General features: G+C 66.3%; 12 protein-coding genes and 2 pseudogenes. 6 read left to right on the top strand and 8 right to left on the bottom strand.

Going from position 1 to position 15358, the window contains the following annotated elements:
* The first annotated feature begins 16 nt into the window (after positions 1-16).
* Genes ileS through RN629_RS10110 form a run of 3 tightly spaced genes read left to right on the top strand, consistent with a single transcriptional unit; the run spans position 17 to position 3759 of the window.
* Positions 17-2848 carry an isoleucine--tRNA ligase gene (gene ileS, locus RN629_RS10120; RefSeq protein ID WP_407035124.1) on the top strand — a complete coding sequence of 944 codons (2832 nt, stop codon included), beginning with the start codon at positions 17-19 and terminating at the stop codon, positions 2846-2848.
* A complete protein-coding gene (gene lspA, locus RN629_RS10115) occupies positions 2841-3347 on the top strand; it encodes a signal peptidase II (RefSeq protein WP_407035123.1) in 507 nt (168 codons plus the stop codon). Before ileS ends, lspA begins: the two co-directional genes overlap by 8 nt.
* A complete protein-coding gene (locus tag RN629_RS10110; protein WP_407035122.1) occupies positions 3340-3759 on the top strand; it encodes a DUF3035 domain-containing protein in 420 nt (139 codons plus the stop codon). The genes lspA and RN629_RS10110 overlap by 8 nt, the downstream gene beginning before the upstream one ends.
* Positions 3760-3908: 149 nt before the next feature.
* On the opposite strand, the gene RN629_RS10105 is transcribed toward RN629_RS10110, so the two are convergent.
* The 5 genes from RN629_RS10105 to RN629_RS10085 form a co-directional block, all read right to left on the bottom strand.
* A complete protein-coding gene (locus tag RN629_RS10105) occupies positions 3909-5045 on the bottom strand; it encodes a TonB family protein (RefSeq protein WP_407035121.1) in 1137 nt (378 codons plus the stop codon).
* Positions 5046-5213: 168 nt separating this feature from the next.
* A complete protein-coding gene (locus tag RN629_RS10100; RefSeq protein ID WP_407035120.1) occupies positions 5214-6050 on the bottom strand; it encodes a TorF family putative porin in 837 nt (278 codons plus the stop codon).
* A gap of 154 nt (positions 6051-6204) precedes the next feature.
* The gene (locus RN629_RS10095) at positions 6205-7542 is read right to left on the bottom strand and encodes a mechanosensitive ion channel family protein (RefSeq protein ID WP_407035119.1); all 1338 of its coding nucleotides are present in this window, start codon (positions 7540-7542) and stop codon (positions 6205-6207) included.
* Positions 7539-8735: a cystathionine beta-lyase gene (gene metC / locus RN629_RS10090; RefSeq protein ID WP_407035187.1), complete on the bottom strand. Its 1197-nt coding sequence runs from the start codon at positions 8733-8735 to the stop codon at positions 7539-7541. Before metC ends, RN629_RS10095 begins: the two co-directional genes overlap by 4 nt.
* 5 nt (positions 8736-8740) lie before the next feature.
* Complete coding sequence (locus RN629_RS10085; RefSeq protein WP_407035118.1) at positions 8741-9598, bottom strand: sulfurtransferase; 858 nt, start codon at positions 9596-9598, stop codon at positions 8741-8743.
* Between the two features lie 201 nt (positions 9599-9799).
* Between RN629_RS10085 and queF the strand changes: the two genes are divergently transcribed.
* Positions 9800-10240, top strand: a complete 441-nt coding sequence (gene queF / locus RN629_RS10080) for a preQ(1) synthase (protein ID WP_407035117.1) — start codon at positions 9800-9802, stop codon at positions 10238-10240.
* Between the two features lie 42 nt (positions 10241-10282).
* On the opposite strand, the gene RN629_RS10075 is transcribed toward queF, so the two are convergent.
* A complete protein-coding gene (locus tag RN629_RS10075; RefSeq protein WP_407035116.1) occupies positions 10283-10846 on the bottom strand; it encodes a DUF1993 domain-containing protein in 564 nt (187 codons plus the stop codon).
* Positions 10847-11047: 201 nt separating this feature from the next.
* Between RN629_RS10075 and RN629_RS10070 the strand changes: the two genes are divergently transcribed.
* On the top strand, positions 11048-13318 hold the full coding sequence (locus RN629_RS10070; RefSeq protein WP_407035115.1) for a glycosyltransferase family 4 protein: 2271 nt from the start codon (positions 11048-11050) through the stop codon (positions 13316-13318).
* A 64-nt stretch (positions 13319-13382) separates the two neighbouring features.
* A pseudogene (locus tag RN629_RS10065) lies at positions 13383-13625 on the top strand (glycosidase); the annotation flags it as partial.
* A 59-nt stretch (positions 13626-13684) separates the two neighbouring features.
* Here the strand turns inward: RN629_RS10065 and RN629_RS10060 are convergent.
* Both RN629_RS10060 and RN629_RS10055 read right to left on the bottom strand, forming a co-directional pair.
* Positions 13685-13951 (bottom strand): annotated as a pseudogene (locus RN629_RS10060) (MerR family transcriptional regulator); the annotation flags it as partial.
* Positions 13952-14156: 205 nt separating this feature from the next.
* On the bottom strand, positions 14157-15194 hold the full coding sequence (locus RN629_RS10055; protein WP_113731489.1) for a zinc-dependent alcohol dehydrogenase family protein: 1038 nt from the start codon (positions 15192-15194) through the stop codon (positions 14157-14159).
* Between the last annotated feature and the right edge of the window lie 164 nt (positions 15195-15358).

The raw sequence follows: 15358 nt of genomic DNA, 5'->3' as shown, positions 1-15358 counted from the left end.
TAAGGGCGTGTCCCCTATGACCGACGCGCCCGATTATCGCGACACCGTCTTCCTGCCGAAGACCGATTTCCCCATGAAGGCGGGGCTTGCCGCCAAGGAACCGGCGATTCTGGATCGCTGGGCCCGGATGGGGCTGTACGACCGCCTGCGTCGTGAACGAGCGGGGCGCGAGCGGTTCATCCTGCACGACGGCCCGCCCTATGCGAATGGCGACATTCACATGGGCCATGCGCTCAACAAGGTGCTGAAGGACATCATCGTCCGGTCGCAGACCTTGCTGGGCAAGGATGCGCCCTATGTCCCCGGGTGGGACTGTCACGGCCTGCCCATCGAGTGGAAGGTGGAGGAGGCGTATCGCGCCAGGAAGCTGAACAAGGACGAGGTGCCCGTCGCGCAGTTCCGCGCCGAGTGCCGCGCCTATGCCGACACCTGGGTCGGCACGCAGAAGGCGCAGTTCGAGCGGCTGGGCGTGATGGGCGACTGGGCCAACCCCTATCTGACCATGACCTATGACGCCGAGGCGGTGATCGCGGGCGAGCTGCTCAAGTTCGCCGAATCGGGCCAGCTCTATCGCGGGGCCAAGCCGGTCATGTGGTCGCCGGTCGAAAAGACCGCGCTGGCCGAGGCCGAGGTCGAATATGAGGATGTCGTCTCCACCCAGATCGATGTCGGGTTCGAGGTCGCGTCCTGCCCCGACTATCCCGATCTGGTCGGTGCGCTGGCGGTCATCTGGACGACGACCCCCTGGACGATCCCGGTCAACCAGGCGCTGAGCTATGGCGAGGCCATCGACTATCTGCATTTCGAAAGCGCGGGGCGTCGCTACCTCGTGGCGGAGGCGCTGCTGGCCGCCTTCACAAAGCGGACCGGCATCGCGATGGAGCATCTCATCGGTCTGGTGAAGGGGCCGGTGCTGGAGGGGGCGACGGCGAAGCATCCGATGCATGCGCTGGGCGGCTTCTTCGCCCGTCCGCGCCCCTTCCTGGCCGGCGACTTCGTCACGACCGAGGCCGGGACCGGCCTTGTCCATATGGCACCCGATCATGGCGAGGACGACTTCCTGCTGTGCAAGGCGAACGGCCTCGACCCGGTCTTCGCGGTGCAGGGGGACGGCAGCTATCGCCCCGACTGGGCTTGGCTGGGTGGCCAGGGCAGTGTCATCAACAAGAAGTTCGTCTCGGCCGAGGGGCCGATCTGTTCGGACCTGCGCGCGGTCGGTGCGCTGCTGGCGGCGTCGGACGATTTCCAGCACAGCTATCCGCATAGCTGGCGGTCCAAGGCGAAGGTGATCTTCCGCGCGACGCCGCAATGGTTCATCCCGATGGATCGCGCCGACGCGACGCTGGACCCGGCGCTGGCGATGGCGGGCATCGACCCGATCGCGGGCGTGACGCCGCTGCTGACCTTGCCGCTGGGCAATGGCGCGACGCTGCGCCAGACCGCGCTCGACGCGATCGAGCGGACCCGCTGGGTGCCCGAGCGCAGCCGCAACCGCATCCGTTCGATGGTCGAGGGGCGGCCCGACTGGGTCATCAGCCGCCAGCGCGCCTGGGGCGTGCCGATCGCGCTCTATGTGCATCGCCAGACCGGCGAATATCTGAACGACAAGGCGGTCAATGCCCGCATCGTCGCTGCCTTCCGCGAGGGCGGGGCGGATGCGTGGTTCACCGCCGATCATCAGGTGCTTCTGGGCAGCGACTATGACCTCGCCGATTACGAGCCGGTCAACGACATCCTCGACGTGTGGTTCGACTCCGGTTCGACCCATGCCTTCGTGATCGAGGCGCGGTATGGCGAAGGCACGCGCGCCAACCTCTATCTCGAAGGGTCGGACCAGCATCGCGGCTGGTTCCAGTCGTCGCTGCTGGAGGCGTGCGGCACGCGTGGTCGCGCGCCATACGACGCGGTGCTGACCCACGGCTTCGCGCTCGACGGGCAGGGGCGCAAGATGTCCAAGTCGCTGGGCAATGTCGTCGATCCGCTCAAGATCATCGGCGAATCGGGTGCCGACATCCTGCGCATCTGGACCGCCTCGACCGATTATTTCGAGGATGTGCGGATCGGCAAGGAGGTGCTCGCCACCGCCTCGGACAGCTATCGCAAGCTGCGCAACACCTTCCGCTATCTGCTCGGCGCGCTCGACGGGTTCACCGAAGAGGAGCGCATCTCCTATGACGTGATGCCCGAGCTGGAACTCTACGTCCTCGCCCGCCTGACCCAGCTCGACACCGAGTTGCGCCGTGCGACCGAGGCCTATGAGTTCAACCGCTACTTACGCGCGCTGACCGATTTCGCGAACGAAGACCTGTCGGCCTTCTTCTTCGATATCCGCAAGGACTCGCTCTATTGCGACGCGGCGACCGATCCGAAGCGGCGCAGCTATCGCACCGTGCTCGACATCCTGTTCCACGCGCTGGTCCGCTATGCCGCGCCGATCCTGTGCTTCACCGCCGAGGAAGTGTGGCAGGCGCGCTATCCATCGGAGGATGGCTCGGTCCATCTGCTCGAATGGCCGGTCCTGCCGCAATTGGGCGAGGACGAGACGCTGATGGCGCGCTGGACCGAGATCCGGTCCTTGCGCGCGCAGGTGACCGAGGCGATCGAGCCGCTGCGCCGGGAAAAGACCGTGCGCTCGTCCAACGAGGCCGAGGTGACGGTGCCGTCGCTGCCACTGGAGCCGCACGCGCTGGCCGAGGCGTTCATCGTCGCCGAGGTGCGGATCGCCGATCAGGTCACGGTCACACGCACCGACCATCACAAATGCGGCCGCTGCTGGCGGCACCTGCCCGATGTGGCGGCGGATGGCGAATTGTGCGGGCGTTGCGCCGGGGTGGTCGCCCATGGCTAAGCTGCCGCGCCGGGGGCTGGCTACCGCCGCGATCCTTTTCGTCGTCGATCAGCTCGTCAAATGGGCGATCACCGGGCCGCTGGGGCTGCGCGCGCTGGGCGATGTGCGTGAGGTCGTGGGCATCTTCAACCTGCGCTTCGTGCCCAATTACGGCATCTCGCTGGGGCTGCTGACCGCCGACAGCAGCGCCTCGCGCTGGGCGCTGGTCGCGATGACCGGGGCGATCGCGCTGGCGGTCGGCTTCTGGATGACGCGCGAGCGCAATCCGGTCGACCAGGCCGCGCTGGGCTGCGTGCTGGGCGGGGCGCTGGGCAATATTCTCGATCGGGTGCGATTGGGTTATGTCGTCGACTTCGCCGATCTGCACTTCGGCGAGTGGCGTCCCTTTTTGGTCTTCAATGTCGCCGATGCAGCGATTACGATAGGCGTTCTGGTTTTGCTGGCCCGCGCGCTTCTCGTGCGCGACCGGCCCGCTCCCGTGGAGAAGAGCAATGCGTAAGTTGGTGCCCGTCATCGCAGGTCTGTCCTGCGCCGCGTTGCTGACGGGATGTGGGGCCGGTCGTGGCCTGGACCGGGCGCGCCCCGACGAATTCGCCGTCGCGCGGCAGCCCTCGCTGATCATCCCGCCCGATTTCGCGCTGATCCCGCCGCAGCCGGGCGCCGCGCCGACCCAGAGCCGTGGCGGCCAGCAGCAGACGCTTGACGCGCTGTTCGGCGGTCAGGCGGCGCGCAGCCAGGCCGAATATGGCCTGGTGCAGAATGCGGGCGGCGACAGCGCCGAGCCGGGCATCCGGTCCTCGGTCGGCGACCCTGCGACGAACGTGGTCGACAAGGGCGCGACCACCCGTGACATCGTCGCCGCGCCCGAAGGCGACGGGCAGGATGCGCGCGCCGCCGCCGGCACGCGCTGATCCGATCGACGTTTCGAGAATGAAGGGGCCGGGGCGCACGATGCGCTCCGGCCCCTTCTTCATGCGGTTCGAGATGGACGGCGTCGTCCCGGCCTGTCGGACGATTGGCGCGTCATCCTCGGCCAGCCAGTCCGTTTCCCCCTTCGCCCTCAATAGATCGGCGGCGGTGCGCCATCGCCATCGCCGTGCGGCATGGTCGCGGGCCCCATGTTGAAGCGGACACGGTCGACGCAGCCCGTATAGCCTTGCCCGCCCGCCGGGAAACGCGCGCTGCGCAGGACACTGATCGCCTGCTGCCCGAAATCGCTCGACGGCTGTGCGGCGATGACCTTCAGATTGCCCAGTTCGCCCCAGGGCGCGACGTCATAGCTGACGACCGCCCAGCCCTCGATCGAGCGGCGGCGATAGGCTTCGGGAAAGCGCAGCTGCGGCGTGGTCGCCCATGGGTGATGGTCGGGGCAATTGCCCTCGACCTTCGTGTCGCGGATCATCTCGGGCATGGCCGGCGCGGGCAGTTTGCCGGGGGCGCGGTGATAGGGATAAAGGCAACCGGTCCGCGCACCCTTGGTAAAGCGCGAGGCGCGGACGGCGGACAGCGACGCCTGGTCGAGCGCGGCGTTGCCCGTGCCGGTCAGGATTGCCGCGCCGGTCGGCTTGCCATGCCGGTCTAGGTCATAGCGGACCATCGACCAGTCCTGCACGCCGGGCGTCGCCGCGATCGCCTTGAAATCGGGGAAGTGCCGGATCAGCGGCTGGGGATAGGGTGTGTCGAGGCAATTGCTTTCCGCCGGGCGCAACCGATCCCATCCCGCCCTGGGCAGGACACCGGACAACGGATGCATCGTGTAGGACATGAGTTCGACCGGATCGGCCTCTGTCAGGGCGGATTCGCGGATGGCATAGGTGACGGTGCAGTCCTGATGCGGCGCCCCTGCGGCGAATCGGCTGGCGGCAAGGGCGGGCGCCACATCGTCGCTGAACGCGGCATAGGTGGTGTCCTGGCGCGTGATCGAGATCGCGCGGCCTTCGCTATCGATCGCGAAGCGCAGCGTGAGTCCGCTGCGCGTGTTGGTCGGGCCCCAGCCGAGGTAATTCCACGGGCGGCGGATCGCCTGTGCCGTGACCGCCGCGCCTTCGCACCGGACCTCGCCCGGCGTCCAGCCGATCAGCCAGCGTCCGCCCGGCGGCGGTGGCACGGTGGCGGCGACCGGCGGGGTCGGTGACAGGGGCGTGAGGGTCGCCAGCAGGGCGATGGTCAGGGCGGTCGGGCGTAACGGCTGGAACATGTGGCAGGCGCTCCCCTGGTCCCGGACACAGGCCGGGGCAGGAGTGGGAGCGTATGGGGCCAATGTGACAGTTGCCATAGGCATCGATGTCATCCTGCAGCGAAAAGGCGGCCCCGCGACCGGGACCGCCCTTCGCCTCCCGTTCAGGCCGGTATCACGAGGAGGCCATCAAAAGGCGGCGGTCAGCGAGAAGACCACCGTCGCGCCCGCGATCGAGTCGCCGCCGGGCACCTGCCCCTTCGAGAAATTGGGCTGGATATAGGCCGACTTCGCCGCCGTGATGTCGGTGTCGATATAGGCGACGCCCAGCGTGATGTTCTTGTACGCCGCGACGTCCGCGCCCAGCGACCAGTCCCAGTATTTCCCGGTCGGCGACAGGCTGGTGCCGTTGGGGCCCAGGCCCGGATTGCCCTTGGAATAGCCGATATGCGCCTTGGCGGTGATCGGGGTGTTGGGGATGCCGACCGTGCCGTCGCCGGTCAGGTAGAGATTGTCCCAGCGCTGACCCCGGCTATAGGATGTGTTGGAGTAATTGCCGAGCGAGGTCTGCTTGGGCGCATAATAGACCCCGGCGGTCAGGTTGGCGGGGCCCGCCGTGCCCGACAGGCGGCCGAACAGTTCGACCACGTCCGATTTCGATGCCCCGCCCGGATAGGTGTACCAGGTGACGCCGACATCGGCGGTCGCATTGCCATAACTGTGTTTGAAGCCGGCGATTCCGTCCAGTTCCATGTTCGCGCCGCCGAACGTGCCCCATCCCGCCAGGTTGGACGCGAAGGTGCCGATATAGAAGCCGCTTTCGTGGCTGATGGTCAGCGCGCCCTGGATGGCGGCGTTCTTGTTGGTCTGAGACACGCCGCGCAGGCGATAATCGGTCAGGATCGCCGCGCTGCCGCTGATCGTGATCGGCGAGGGCGGGGCGGTTTCCGAACCGCTGTCCTGTGCAAAGGCCGGGGTGGCGGCGACCAGCGAGAGGCCACCGAGTAGAATTGTGGAGAAGCGCATCGTTTCCCTTCCAAACCGAGAAAGTCGATGTTCTCACCTGCAACCTCGCGGCGATGCGGCCTCTATTGTGTCGGGTCGAACCCGGCGGACCATCTTCCGTCGCAAGGCGTATGAAACTGACAGCGCATGGTGCGCCGCACAAGCGTAATCTAAGCTATTGTGGATTTTGGCTGTCACGATGTTGCGTATCGGGCACAGGGGATGTCGCCAGATTCTCGTGGCGCGCGCCCATGGGCAGCGAGCGGATATGGATGTCGCGCTGGGGATAGGGCAGGCCGACGCCATGCTCCTTGAACAGCCACCATAGGCGGTTCAGCACGTCCGACCGGACATTGCCGACCCCGCTTTCAGGGTCGCTGATCCAAGCCAGTATCTCATGCTGCAACGCGTAATCGCCAAAGCTCATCAGCCAGACGCTGGGCTTCGGGCTTTTCAGGACGCGCGGCGATTCATTGGCGGCGCGCAGCATCAGTTCCTGGGCAAGGCGCAGGTCATTGTCATAGGCGATCGACACGGGGATGCGCACGCGCACGTTGCGATCGGAATAGGACCAGTTCTCGACCTCTTGAGTCATCAGATTCTCGTTGGGAATCAGATGCTCCTTGCCGTCGCGGGTGATGATGGACACCGCCCGCACGCCGATCTTGTTGACCCAGCCGATCTCGCTTTGCAGCGCGATCACGTCGCCCGGCTTGATCGAACGGTCCATCAGCAGGATGATGCCCGCGATCAGGTTGCCGATCGTCTTCTGCAACCCGAACCCGATCGCCAGGCCGAACCCGCCGGAAAACAGCGCCAGGCTCGTCAGGTCGATCTCAAGCAGGTCGGTGGCGAAGAAGAAGGCGATGACGACGATGCCGATGCTGGCGAGTTTTTGCGCCAGCAGCTTCTGGGTCGGGTCCAGCCCGCGGGCATGGCCGATCCATTGCTCGGTGATGCGCGTCGCCACCCGCGTGACGGCGAGGATGGCAACCACCGTGACCAGCATCGTGACCAGCAGCATCACCGAGAAGCGCCGCGATCCGACGGTGAAGCCGATCTGATCCGCAAGTCGCGTTACCGGCTCCAGCCCGCCGATCTCGCGGCTGAACAGCGCGATGAAACAGACGATGGCGAAGATCCGGGCCAGCCAGCGCGGCAGGCCCAGCCCGCGCAGCAACTGGAACCCCGCGCGCGCCACCGACGTGCCCAGCGCCAGCCCGATCGGCACGCCCGCCAACCTACCCCAGGGCCAGAGCGCGGCCAGCGTCATCAACAACAGGGCGGCGGCCAGATGCTGGGTGATGGCGCAGATCCGCGCTTGCAGCGCATCGCCCCGCGCGATGGCGAAACGCTGCACCAGCGCGGCGATGCGCGGCCCGATCCGGCGCCCCGCCACCACGCCCAGCGCCAGCATCGCCAGCGTCAGCGCGGTGGCGACCCCCGCTTCGATCGCCTCGCTCCGGCCGGGCAGCTCGACGCCGCTCGCCTGGAGCCATTCGATCAGGGTCATCCCCGCGCCGCCCGGAAGCGGGCCAGCCCCTGGTCGAGATCGGCGATCAGGTCGTCGGTGTCCTCCAGCCCGATCTGCAGGCGGATCAGCGGCCCGGCGAAATCGCGCCGGGTGACGCTGCGATAGCGATGCGGGTCGGCCGGGATGGCAAGGCTTTCATAGCCGCCCCAGCTGAACCCCAGGCCGAAATGGCGCAGCCCGTCGATCATCGCGGTGCGCGCGGCGTCGGTGCCGCCGTCGAGCACGAAGGCGAACAGCCCGCTCGACCCCAGGAAGTCGCGGACGAAGAGGTCATGCCCCGGGCAGGAAGGAAGGGCCGGGTGCAGGACCTGCGCCACGCCCGGCTGTTCGGACAGCCATGTCGCAATGGCCAGCGCGCTCTTCTGGTGGTGCGCCAGCCGCACGCCCATGGTGCGCAGCCCCCGGCTGCCCAGATAGGCGTCGTCGGGGCTGGCGACCTGCCCAAGCTGAAAACTGGTATCGCGAAGCGCCGCCCAGTGCGACGGCGCGGCGGTGACCGATCCCAGCATCGCGTCGGAATGGCCGACGACATATTTGGTGCAGGCCAGCACGGTCAGGTCGACGCCCTTTTCGATCGCCGGGAAGAAGAGCGGCGTCGCCCAGGTATTGTCGAGGATGGTGGTCACGCCCCGTGCCCTGGCGGCGGCGGTGATGGCGGGAACGTCCTGCACCTCGAAGCTGAGCGAGCCGGGGCTTTCGAGAAAGATCGCCCGGGTCGCCGGACCGATCAGCGCGGCGATGCCGGCCCCCACCAGCGGGTCGTAGAATCGCGTCGTGATCCCCATCCGCGCGAGCAGCCCGGTGGCGAGCCCGCGCGTCGGGTCATAGGCGCTGTCGACCAGCAGCAGCTCGTCGCCGGGCGACAGCACCGACAACAGGGCCGCCGCGATCGCCGCCACGCCCGAGGGGTAGAGGAAGGTCGCCTCCGCCCCCGGTTCCAGGCCGGTCAGCGCATCGGCCAGCGACCATTGGGTGGGCAGCCCCTTGCGCCCATAGAACAGCTTTTCGTGCAGGTCGCCCGCGCCGGTGGCGCGCATATGGGCGACATCGTCGTACAGCACGGTCGATCCGCGCCAGACGGGGACGTTGACCACGCCTTGCGTCCATTCGGCGCGACGGCCCGCCTGGACCAGACGGGTGGCGGCCCGGATCGGCTGGTCGTCGTCGCTCATGATGGTCATGCGTCTTTCGCTTTGGGAGTGCTGGGGTCGGAGCCCCATTCGGTCCAGCTGCCGTCATAGACCGGCATGGCGGCGGTACCGGCACCGTCGATCCGCTCCGCCCCGAAGGCGAGGACGCAGGCGGTGACGCCCGAGCCGCAGGAGGCGATCATCGGGCGGGTCGGATCGATCCCGGCGGCGGCAAAGGCGGCGGCGATCGCCTGCGGTGATTTCCAGCGGCCGTCGCTTTCGAACATCATGCCATAGGGCAGGTTGATCGCGCCGGGAATATGGCCGGGTTCGACGCCGGGCCGTGGTTCCGGCTCGCGTCCGGCGAAACGGCCGGGCGAGCGGGCGTCGACCAGTTGCGCGTCACCCGCCACGACATGGCCACGCATCTCGCGCAGCGTGCGGAGGCGGGACAGGTCGGCATCGGCCACGAACAGGCCGGGCGTCTCGCACGCGCCCGCCGGGCCGGTGGCAACCGGATATCCCGCCGCGCACCAGGCCTCGAGTCCGCCGTCGAGCAAGGCGACATGGCGTGCGCCGAACAGGCGCAGCATCCACCAGACCCGCGCCGAACTGTGCAGCGGCGATCGATCGTACAGCACGATCCGGTCCGCATGGCCGACGCCCACCGCGCTCATCGCATGGGCAAAGGCCTCTGCCTCGGGCAAGGTCATCGGCAGATCGGCTTTGGGATCGGCGAGGGTGGCGAGCGACAGGAAGCGCGCACCGGGCACATGCCCGTCCTCGAACCCGGCCAGCGCCCTTTCGCATCGGGGATCGTCGAGGAAATAGGTGACATCGAGGATGCGGACGTCCGCGTCGCCCGCGATCGCGGCGAGTTCGTCCGGGGTGATGAGTGGCGGCATGGGACTCCCCTTGGTCGAGTATTGCGTACCTAGGCGCGTTGGGGCGGCCGTCGCAACCCGCCCGGGCCTTGCGGCGAGGATGGCGGAATGGCCTTCGCCCCCGTTCCGCGCGGTCGTCTTCTGCCTGGGGGGAAGGGCGCCGTCAGGGGCTGCGGCGATCGGCATTGGCGATTCCGGCATGGCTGCCCTACATGGCTGGTCATGAAGCATCTCGGCCAGACCAGTTCGCTGCCCGCTTCGCCGGAAGAAGCGGTGCTTGATTATGTCCCCAATCCGCGTCCGGGGCGTTGCTATCTCGTCCGGTTCGCCGCGCCCGAATTCACCTCGCTCTGCCCGGTGACCGGCCAGCCCGACTTCGCGCATCTGGTGATCGACTATGTGCCCGGCGAGACGATCGTCGAGTCCAAGTCGCTCAAGCTGTTTCTCGGCAGCTTCCGCAACCATGCCGGTTTCCACGAGGATTGCACGGTCGGCATCGGCGAGCGCTTGTTCGAGGAAATGAAGCCGGTCTGGCTGCGCATCGGCGGCTATTGGTATCCGCGCGGCGGCATCCCGATCGACGTCTTCTGGCAGTCCGCCGCCCCGCCGGCCGATCTGTGGCTGCCCGATCAGGGTGTCGCGGGGTATCGCGGACGCGGGTGAGTGGTGGATCGGGCGTCGCCGCTCTGGCGTCGGGGCCACCCATCAGGCGGCCGGCGCGTCCCCCTTGCGCAAATAGGCGAACATGTGGGGCACATAATCCGCTTTTCCGAGACGGACGCCGTGATGGCGGAGGATCGCATAGGCGGTGACGACGTGGAAATAGAATTGCGGCAAGGCCCAGTCGCGAACATATTGTTCGCCAGTCAGGTCGAATGTCATGCCGTCCGGCAAGGTGATCGTGATGGGCCGGCTGGCCGCCGGATCGAGTGCATCACCGGGTAGAGTGGCGAGAAAGGACTGGGCATCCGCGATATATCGTCGGACCTGATCCCACGACCCTGCCGCCGATCGGGCTTCGTGACCCTCGGCTGCGATCATCGTCAGCCATTGGGGTATGGCTTCGTCGCGCAGACGAAACACGGCGTCTTGCGCCTGATAGACGGCGAACCGGATCTGTGACGACAGCGGGAGCATGTCGTCGTCCAGTCGCGCGTCGAGCAGGTTTCGGGTCTGTTTCGACCCGTGCTCCTCCGCCTTGCCAAGCAACCCGTCCAGGGTCTGGAGCATCTGGCGATAGGTGGGGATGAGTAGCCCGGTGAGAAGCATGGCCGGACTATTGCGCCCGTTTATGTCAGCGCGGTGACCGCGCCTCGCGGGTATTTCCGGCGATCAATGGCTCCCGCATCCGTTTGCGGTGCAGCAAATATGTAATACACCTTGCAACCTTCCTGCCAAATGCGGGTTGACCATGAATGCGTGGTGTGCGGCGGAATCGCCGCGACCGCCGCGTTTTCAAGGACATGCGACATGGCGGAAGCGAACGGACCCGTGATCGAACGACTGGCGCTGATCGGAAATTTTCTGCCCCGGCAATGTGGGCTCGCGACCTTCACCACCGATGTCTACACCGCATTGCGCGACCGTTTCCCCGAGGTGGCGGTCGATGTCTATGCGATGGACGATCATCCGGGGCGCTACGCCTATCCGCCCGCCGTCACCGCCGCGATTCCGCAGGATGAGCGCGCCGCCTATATCGCCATGGCCCGCCGGATCGAGGCAAGCGGCGCGCAGGCTATCTGGGTCCAGCACGAATATGGCATTTACGGCGGCGCGGCGGGCGAGCATCTGCTTGCGCTGCTCGACCGTACTACGCTGCCGGTGATCGCGACGCTGCACACGGTCCTCGAAAAGCCGTCGGCCGATGAGCGCCGGGTGATGGAGGGCCTGTTGCGCCGCTGCGCGCGCATCATCGTCATGGCCGACAAGGGCCGCGACATCCTCCAGCGCGTCTATGGCGCCGATCCGCGCCAGACCGCGATGATCCCCCACGGCGTGCCCGACCGCGAGCTGATGAATCCGGCGGCGCTCAAGCCGCGCTTCGGCTGGGAAGGGCGCAAGGTCGTGCTGACCTTCGGCCTGCTCGCGCCGAACAAGGGGATCGAGACGATCATCGAGGCGCTGCCGGCCATCGTCGCGCATCACCCCGAACTGCTCTATGTGGTGCTGGGCGCGACCCATCCCAACCTGATCGCGCATGAGGGCGAGGTCTATCGCGACCGGCTGAAGGCGCTGGCCGAGGCCCTGGGCGTGTCGGCCAATGTCGCGTTCGTCGATGCGTTTGTCGAGCATGACGAACTGCTCGACTATCTCCAGGCGGCGGATATCTACGCCACGCCCTATACCAACCCCGCGCAGATCACGAGCGGCACGTTGTCCTATGCGGTGGGCGTCGGCAAGGCGGTGGTCTCCACCCCCTATGTCCATGCCACCGAGATACTGGCCGAGGAGCACGGCGTGCTGGTGCCGTTCGGCGATGTCGGCGCCTTTGCGCGAGAGATCGACAGGCTGCTGACCGACGACGCCGCGCGCCAGCGTGTGTCGCAGCGAGCCTATAGCCGTGGCCGCACCATGATCTGGCCGCGCCTGGCCGAAGCCGCGCTGGACCAGATCGGCGCAGCCATCACCGCCCGCCCGCGTCGGCTCTCGGCGAGCTACAGCCCCGCGATCAAGCCGCTCGCCGCCGATCTTTCCGCCATCGAGCGGATGAGCGATTCGACCGGCATGTTGCAGCACGCCATCTATTCGGTGCCCGATCGCCGCCATGGCTATTGCATCGACGATAACGCCCGCGCGTTGATCCTGATGACGCAGGCGCCCGACATCGATCCGGCGACCCGCGACAAATGGACCACCATCTATGCCTCGTTCCTGCAATATGCGTGGAACCCCGAGGCGCGGCGCTATCGCAACTTCATGCGGTTCGACCGGAGCTGGTGCGAGGATGTGGGGTCGGAGGATTCCAACGGCCGCACCCTGTGGGCGCTGGGCGTGACCGCGCGCGACGCCCAGATGGCCAAGCATCGCGACTGGGCGCAGATGTGGTTCGACGCGACTGCCTCGCTGGCGCTCGACCTCGGCTCGCTGCGGGCGCAGGCCTTTGCGATGCTGGGGGCCGCCGCCATGCTGGAGGCGCGGCCGGGCCATCGGCTGGCGCGCGCGATCCTGGAGAAGATGCCCGACCTGCACCTCGCTCTGCTCGAAGAGGCGCGGCGGCCCGAATGGCAGTGGTTCGAGATCGTCCTGGCCTATGACAATGCCCGCGTGCCGCAGGCGCTGATCGAGGCGGGGCGCGCGCTGGGCCGTCAGGACCTGATCGATTGCGGCGTCGCGACGCTGGACTGGATTGTTTCCAAGCAGACCTCGCCCGAGGGGCGTTTTCGCGCGGTGGGCAGCGAAAGCTTCGGCCGTCCCTATGCCGAACCGTTGCAGTTCGATCAGCAGCCGCTGGAAGCGCAGGCGACGGTGGAGGCCTGCGCCTCCGCCTATGAAGCGACGCGCGACCCGCGCTGGATCCGGGAAGGCGAGCGCGCCTATGGGTGGTTCCTGGGGCTCAACGACCTCGACCTGCCGCTGGCGACCGCGCATGACGGCGGGTGTTTCGACGGGCTGATGCCCACCGGGCTCAACCGCAACCAGGGCGCGGAATCGATCCTGGCGCTGCAACTCGCCAATTGCGCCATCGCAAGTCTTTGCCAATCCGCCTCATCCGTGGCAGGAGCCGATCGTCACATCGCCTGATCGCGCCGATGGCGCGACGGGGGGCGGGGCAAGCGTTTTTGTAGAGTGGCGAGACGGTAGCGCGATGGATCTTTTCAACCACCGGCTGCGGCTTCATGCCGATCCTTCGCGCGTCGTCGTGCGGCCTTTCCATATCGCCTGGGGCGGCGGCAACGGCGCGCCACCCAGCCGGACCGAGCGTCTGGTCGGCGAAGTGCTGGCCATGTCGGCGGAGGAAGCGCGCGACCAGCTGGAAATCGTGCTGAAGGATTTCGAGGCGCGGCACTGGCAGACGCGGCGCGTGTTCATCCCGCATTTCTCAATGATTTGGGCCAACTCGTGATCAAGCGCTGATAGGTCGGCGATCTTGCGCTCAATTGCCTTACGGTGCTCACGGGCGATCGTCTCGACTGCGGTACATGACCAATCGCGATGGTCGGCTAACCCAAGTAGCTCCCGGACCCGATCAAGGCTGAACCCAAGGCCGCGCGAGCGGCGAATGAATGACAACCGGCGAAGGGTCCCCTTGTCATAGGTTCGGAAGTTGCCTTCGGTTCGCGCGGGCGGAGGCAGCAATCCGATCTCTTCGTAATAGCGAATCGTCTGCACCTTCGTGCCGGTCGCGTTCGCGAGGTCACCGATTTTTAGAGCCATGGCCCTTGACCCTACAGTTACTGGAGGGTGCATATGCGACGAGGACGAGGATCTTGTCGAGAAGCTAGACGACGTGCGTGTCGCTTCGGCGGAGCGGGAAAAAGGAAACGATGTGCCTACTGAACCCGAATGTCCCTGATGCAAGAACACCCCGCCGGATCGTCCAGACGGGGTGTTCATCCACAAATTTGAAGAAAATAGCGCCTCAGGCCTGGAGGATTACCTTCATCGCCTTTTCGCGTGCGGCATTCGCAAAGACGTCATAGGCGTTCAGGATCTCATCCAGCGGGAAGCGATGGGTCACCAGCTTGCCTGGATTGACCTTACCGGATCCCAAGGTCTTCAGCAGCATCGGCGTGGTGTTGGTGCAAACCAGCCCCATGGAGATGTTGATGTTCTTGATCCACAGTTCTTCGATGTGAAGCTGGACGGGTTTGCCGTGAACGCCGACATTGGCGATGTTGCCGCCTGCCGAAACGATCTTCTGGCAGATATCGAAGGTCGCCGGAATGCCGACCGCCTCGATAGCGACATCAACGCCTGCTCCGCCGGTGATCTCCAAAACGCGCGTAACAGCGTCTTCCGTTCCGACCTGGACCAGATCAGTGGCGCCGAACTGTTTCGCCAACTCCAGCCGCGCCGGATCCATGTCGATCATGATGATGCGGCCGGGCGAGTAGAACTGCGAGGTCAGCAGCACCGACATGCCCACCGGGCCGGCGCCGATAATGGCGATGGCGTCGCCCGGCTTCACCCGGCCGGCCTGGACGCCGATCTCAAGCCCGGTCGGCATGATGTCCGAAAGCATCACAAGCGCCTCTTCGTCAGCGCCCTCCGGGATCGGATAAAGCGAATTGTCGCCATAGGGGATGCGGACATATTCCGCCTGGGTGCCGTCGATCTTATGGCCGAGGATCCAGCCCCCGTCCGAGCAATGCGCGTAAAGCTGGCGCTTGCAATTCGGGCAGGTCCCGCAGGAGGTGACGCACGAAATCAGAACCGCGTCGCCCTTCTTGAGGTTGCGCACGGCTCCGCCGACTTCCTCCACCACGCCGACGCCTTCATGGCCCAGCGTCCGGCCTTCGGTCACCGCGGGCACATCCCCCTTCAGGATATGAAGATCGGTGCCGCAAATCGTGGTCTTGGTCACCCGCACGATCACGTCGGTGGGTTTTTCAATGACAGGTTTTGCCTTTTCGACCCAGTCTTTCTTGCCGGGTCCCTGATAGACGAGCGCTTTCATTCTCGTTTCCTCCTTGGCGCTGATTGTCCGATGTCTTCCGACATTCCCCAAGTGGCCTGCCGCTTGACTTCAAGATCGCCTGATTTTGCTCGCTGGGCAAGCGTTTTTCGCCCCGAGCGGTGTCTGTCGTCGCGCAAACGGCCGAAGTCGGGTGGATCAAGCCT

The sequence above is a fragment of the Facivitalis istanbulensis genome, from assembly GCF_040560405.1.
In the GTDB taxonomy this organism is placed as follows: Bacteria; Pseudomonadota; Alphaproteobacteria; order Sphingomonadales; family Sphingomonadaceae; genus Sphingomonas; species Sphingomonas istanbulensis.
This window is presented reverse-complemented; position numbering and strand designations above follow the sequence as displayed.

Coding starts and splice junctions, on each gene's coding strand:
- RN629_RS10095 (WP_407035119.1), bottom strand. CDS start 7,542: ATGACCCTGATCGAATGGCTCCAGGCGAGCGGCGTCGAGCTGCCCGGC.
- metC (WP_407035187.1), bottom strand. CDS start 8,735: ATGAGCGACGACGACCAGCCGATCCGGGCCGCCACCCGTCTGGTCCAG.
- RN629_RS10105 (WP_407035121.1), bottom strand. CDS start 5,045: ATGTTCCAGCCGTTACGCCCGACCGCCCTGACCATCGCCCTGCTGGCG.
- RN629_RS10070 (WP_407035115.1), top strand. CDS start 11,048: ATGGCGGAAGCGAACGGACCCGTGATCGAACGACTGGCGCTGATCGGA.
- RN629_RS10055 (WP_113731489.1), bottom strand. CDS start 15,194: ATGAAAGCGCTCGTCTATCAGGGACCCGGCAAGAAAGACTGGGTCGAA.
- RN629_RS10100 (WP_407035120.1), bottom strand. CDS start 6,050: ATGCGCTTCTCCACAATTCTACTCGGTGGCCTCTCGCTGGTCGCCGCC.
- RN629_RS10075 (WP_407035116.1), bottom strand. CDS start 10,846: ATGCTTCTCACCGGGCTACTCATCCCCACCTATCGCCAGATGCTCCAG.
- ileS (WP_407035124.1), top strand. CDS start 17: ATGACCGACGCGCCCGATTATCGCGACACCGTCTTCCTGCCGAAGACC.
- queF (WP_407035117.1), top strand. CDS start 9,800: ATGAAGCATCTCGGCCAGACCAGTTCGCTGCCCGCTTCGCCGGAAGAA.
- lspA (WP_407035123.1), top strand. CDS start 2,841: ATGGCTAAGCTGCCGCGCCGGGGGCTGGCTACCGCCGCGATCCTTTTC.
- RN629_RS10110 (WP_407035122.1), top strand. CDS start 3,340: ATGCGTAAGTTGGTGCCCGTCATCGCAGGTCTGTCCTGCGCCGCGTTG.
- RN629_RS10085 (WP_407035118.1), bottom strand. CDS start 9,598: ATGCCGCCACTCATCACCCCGGACGAACTCGCCGCGATCGCGGGCGAC.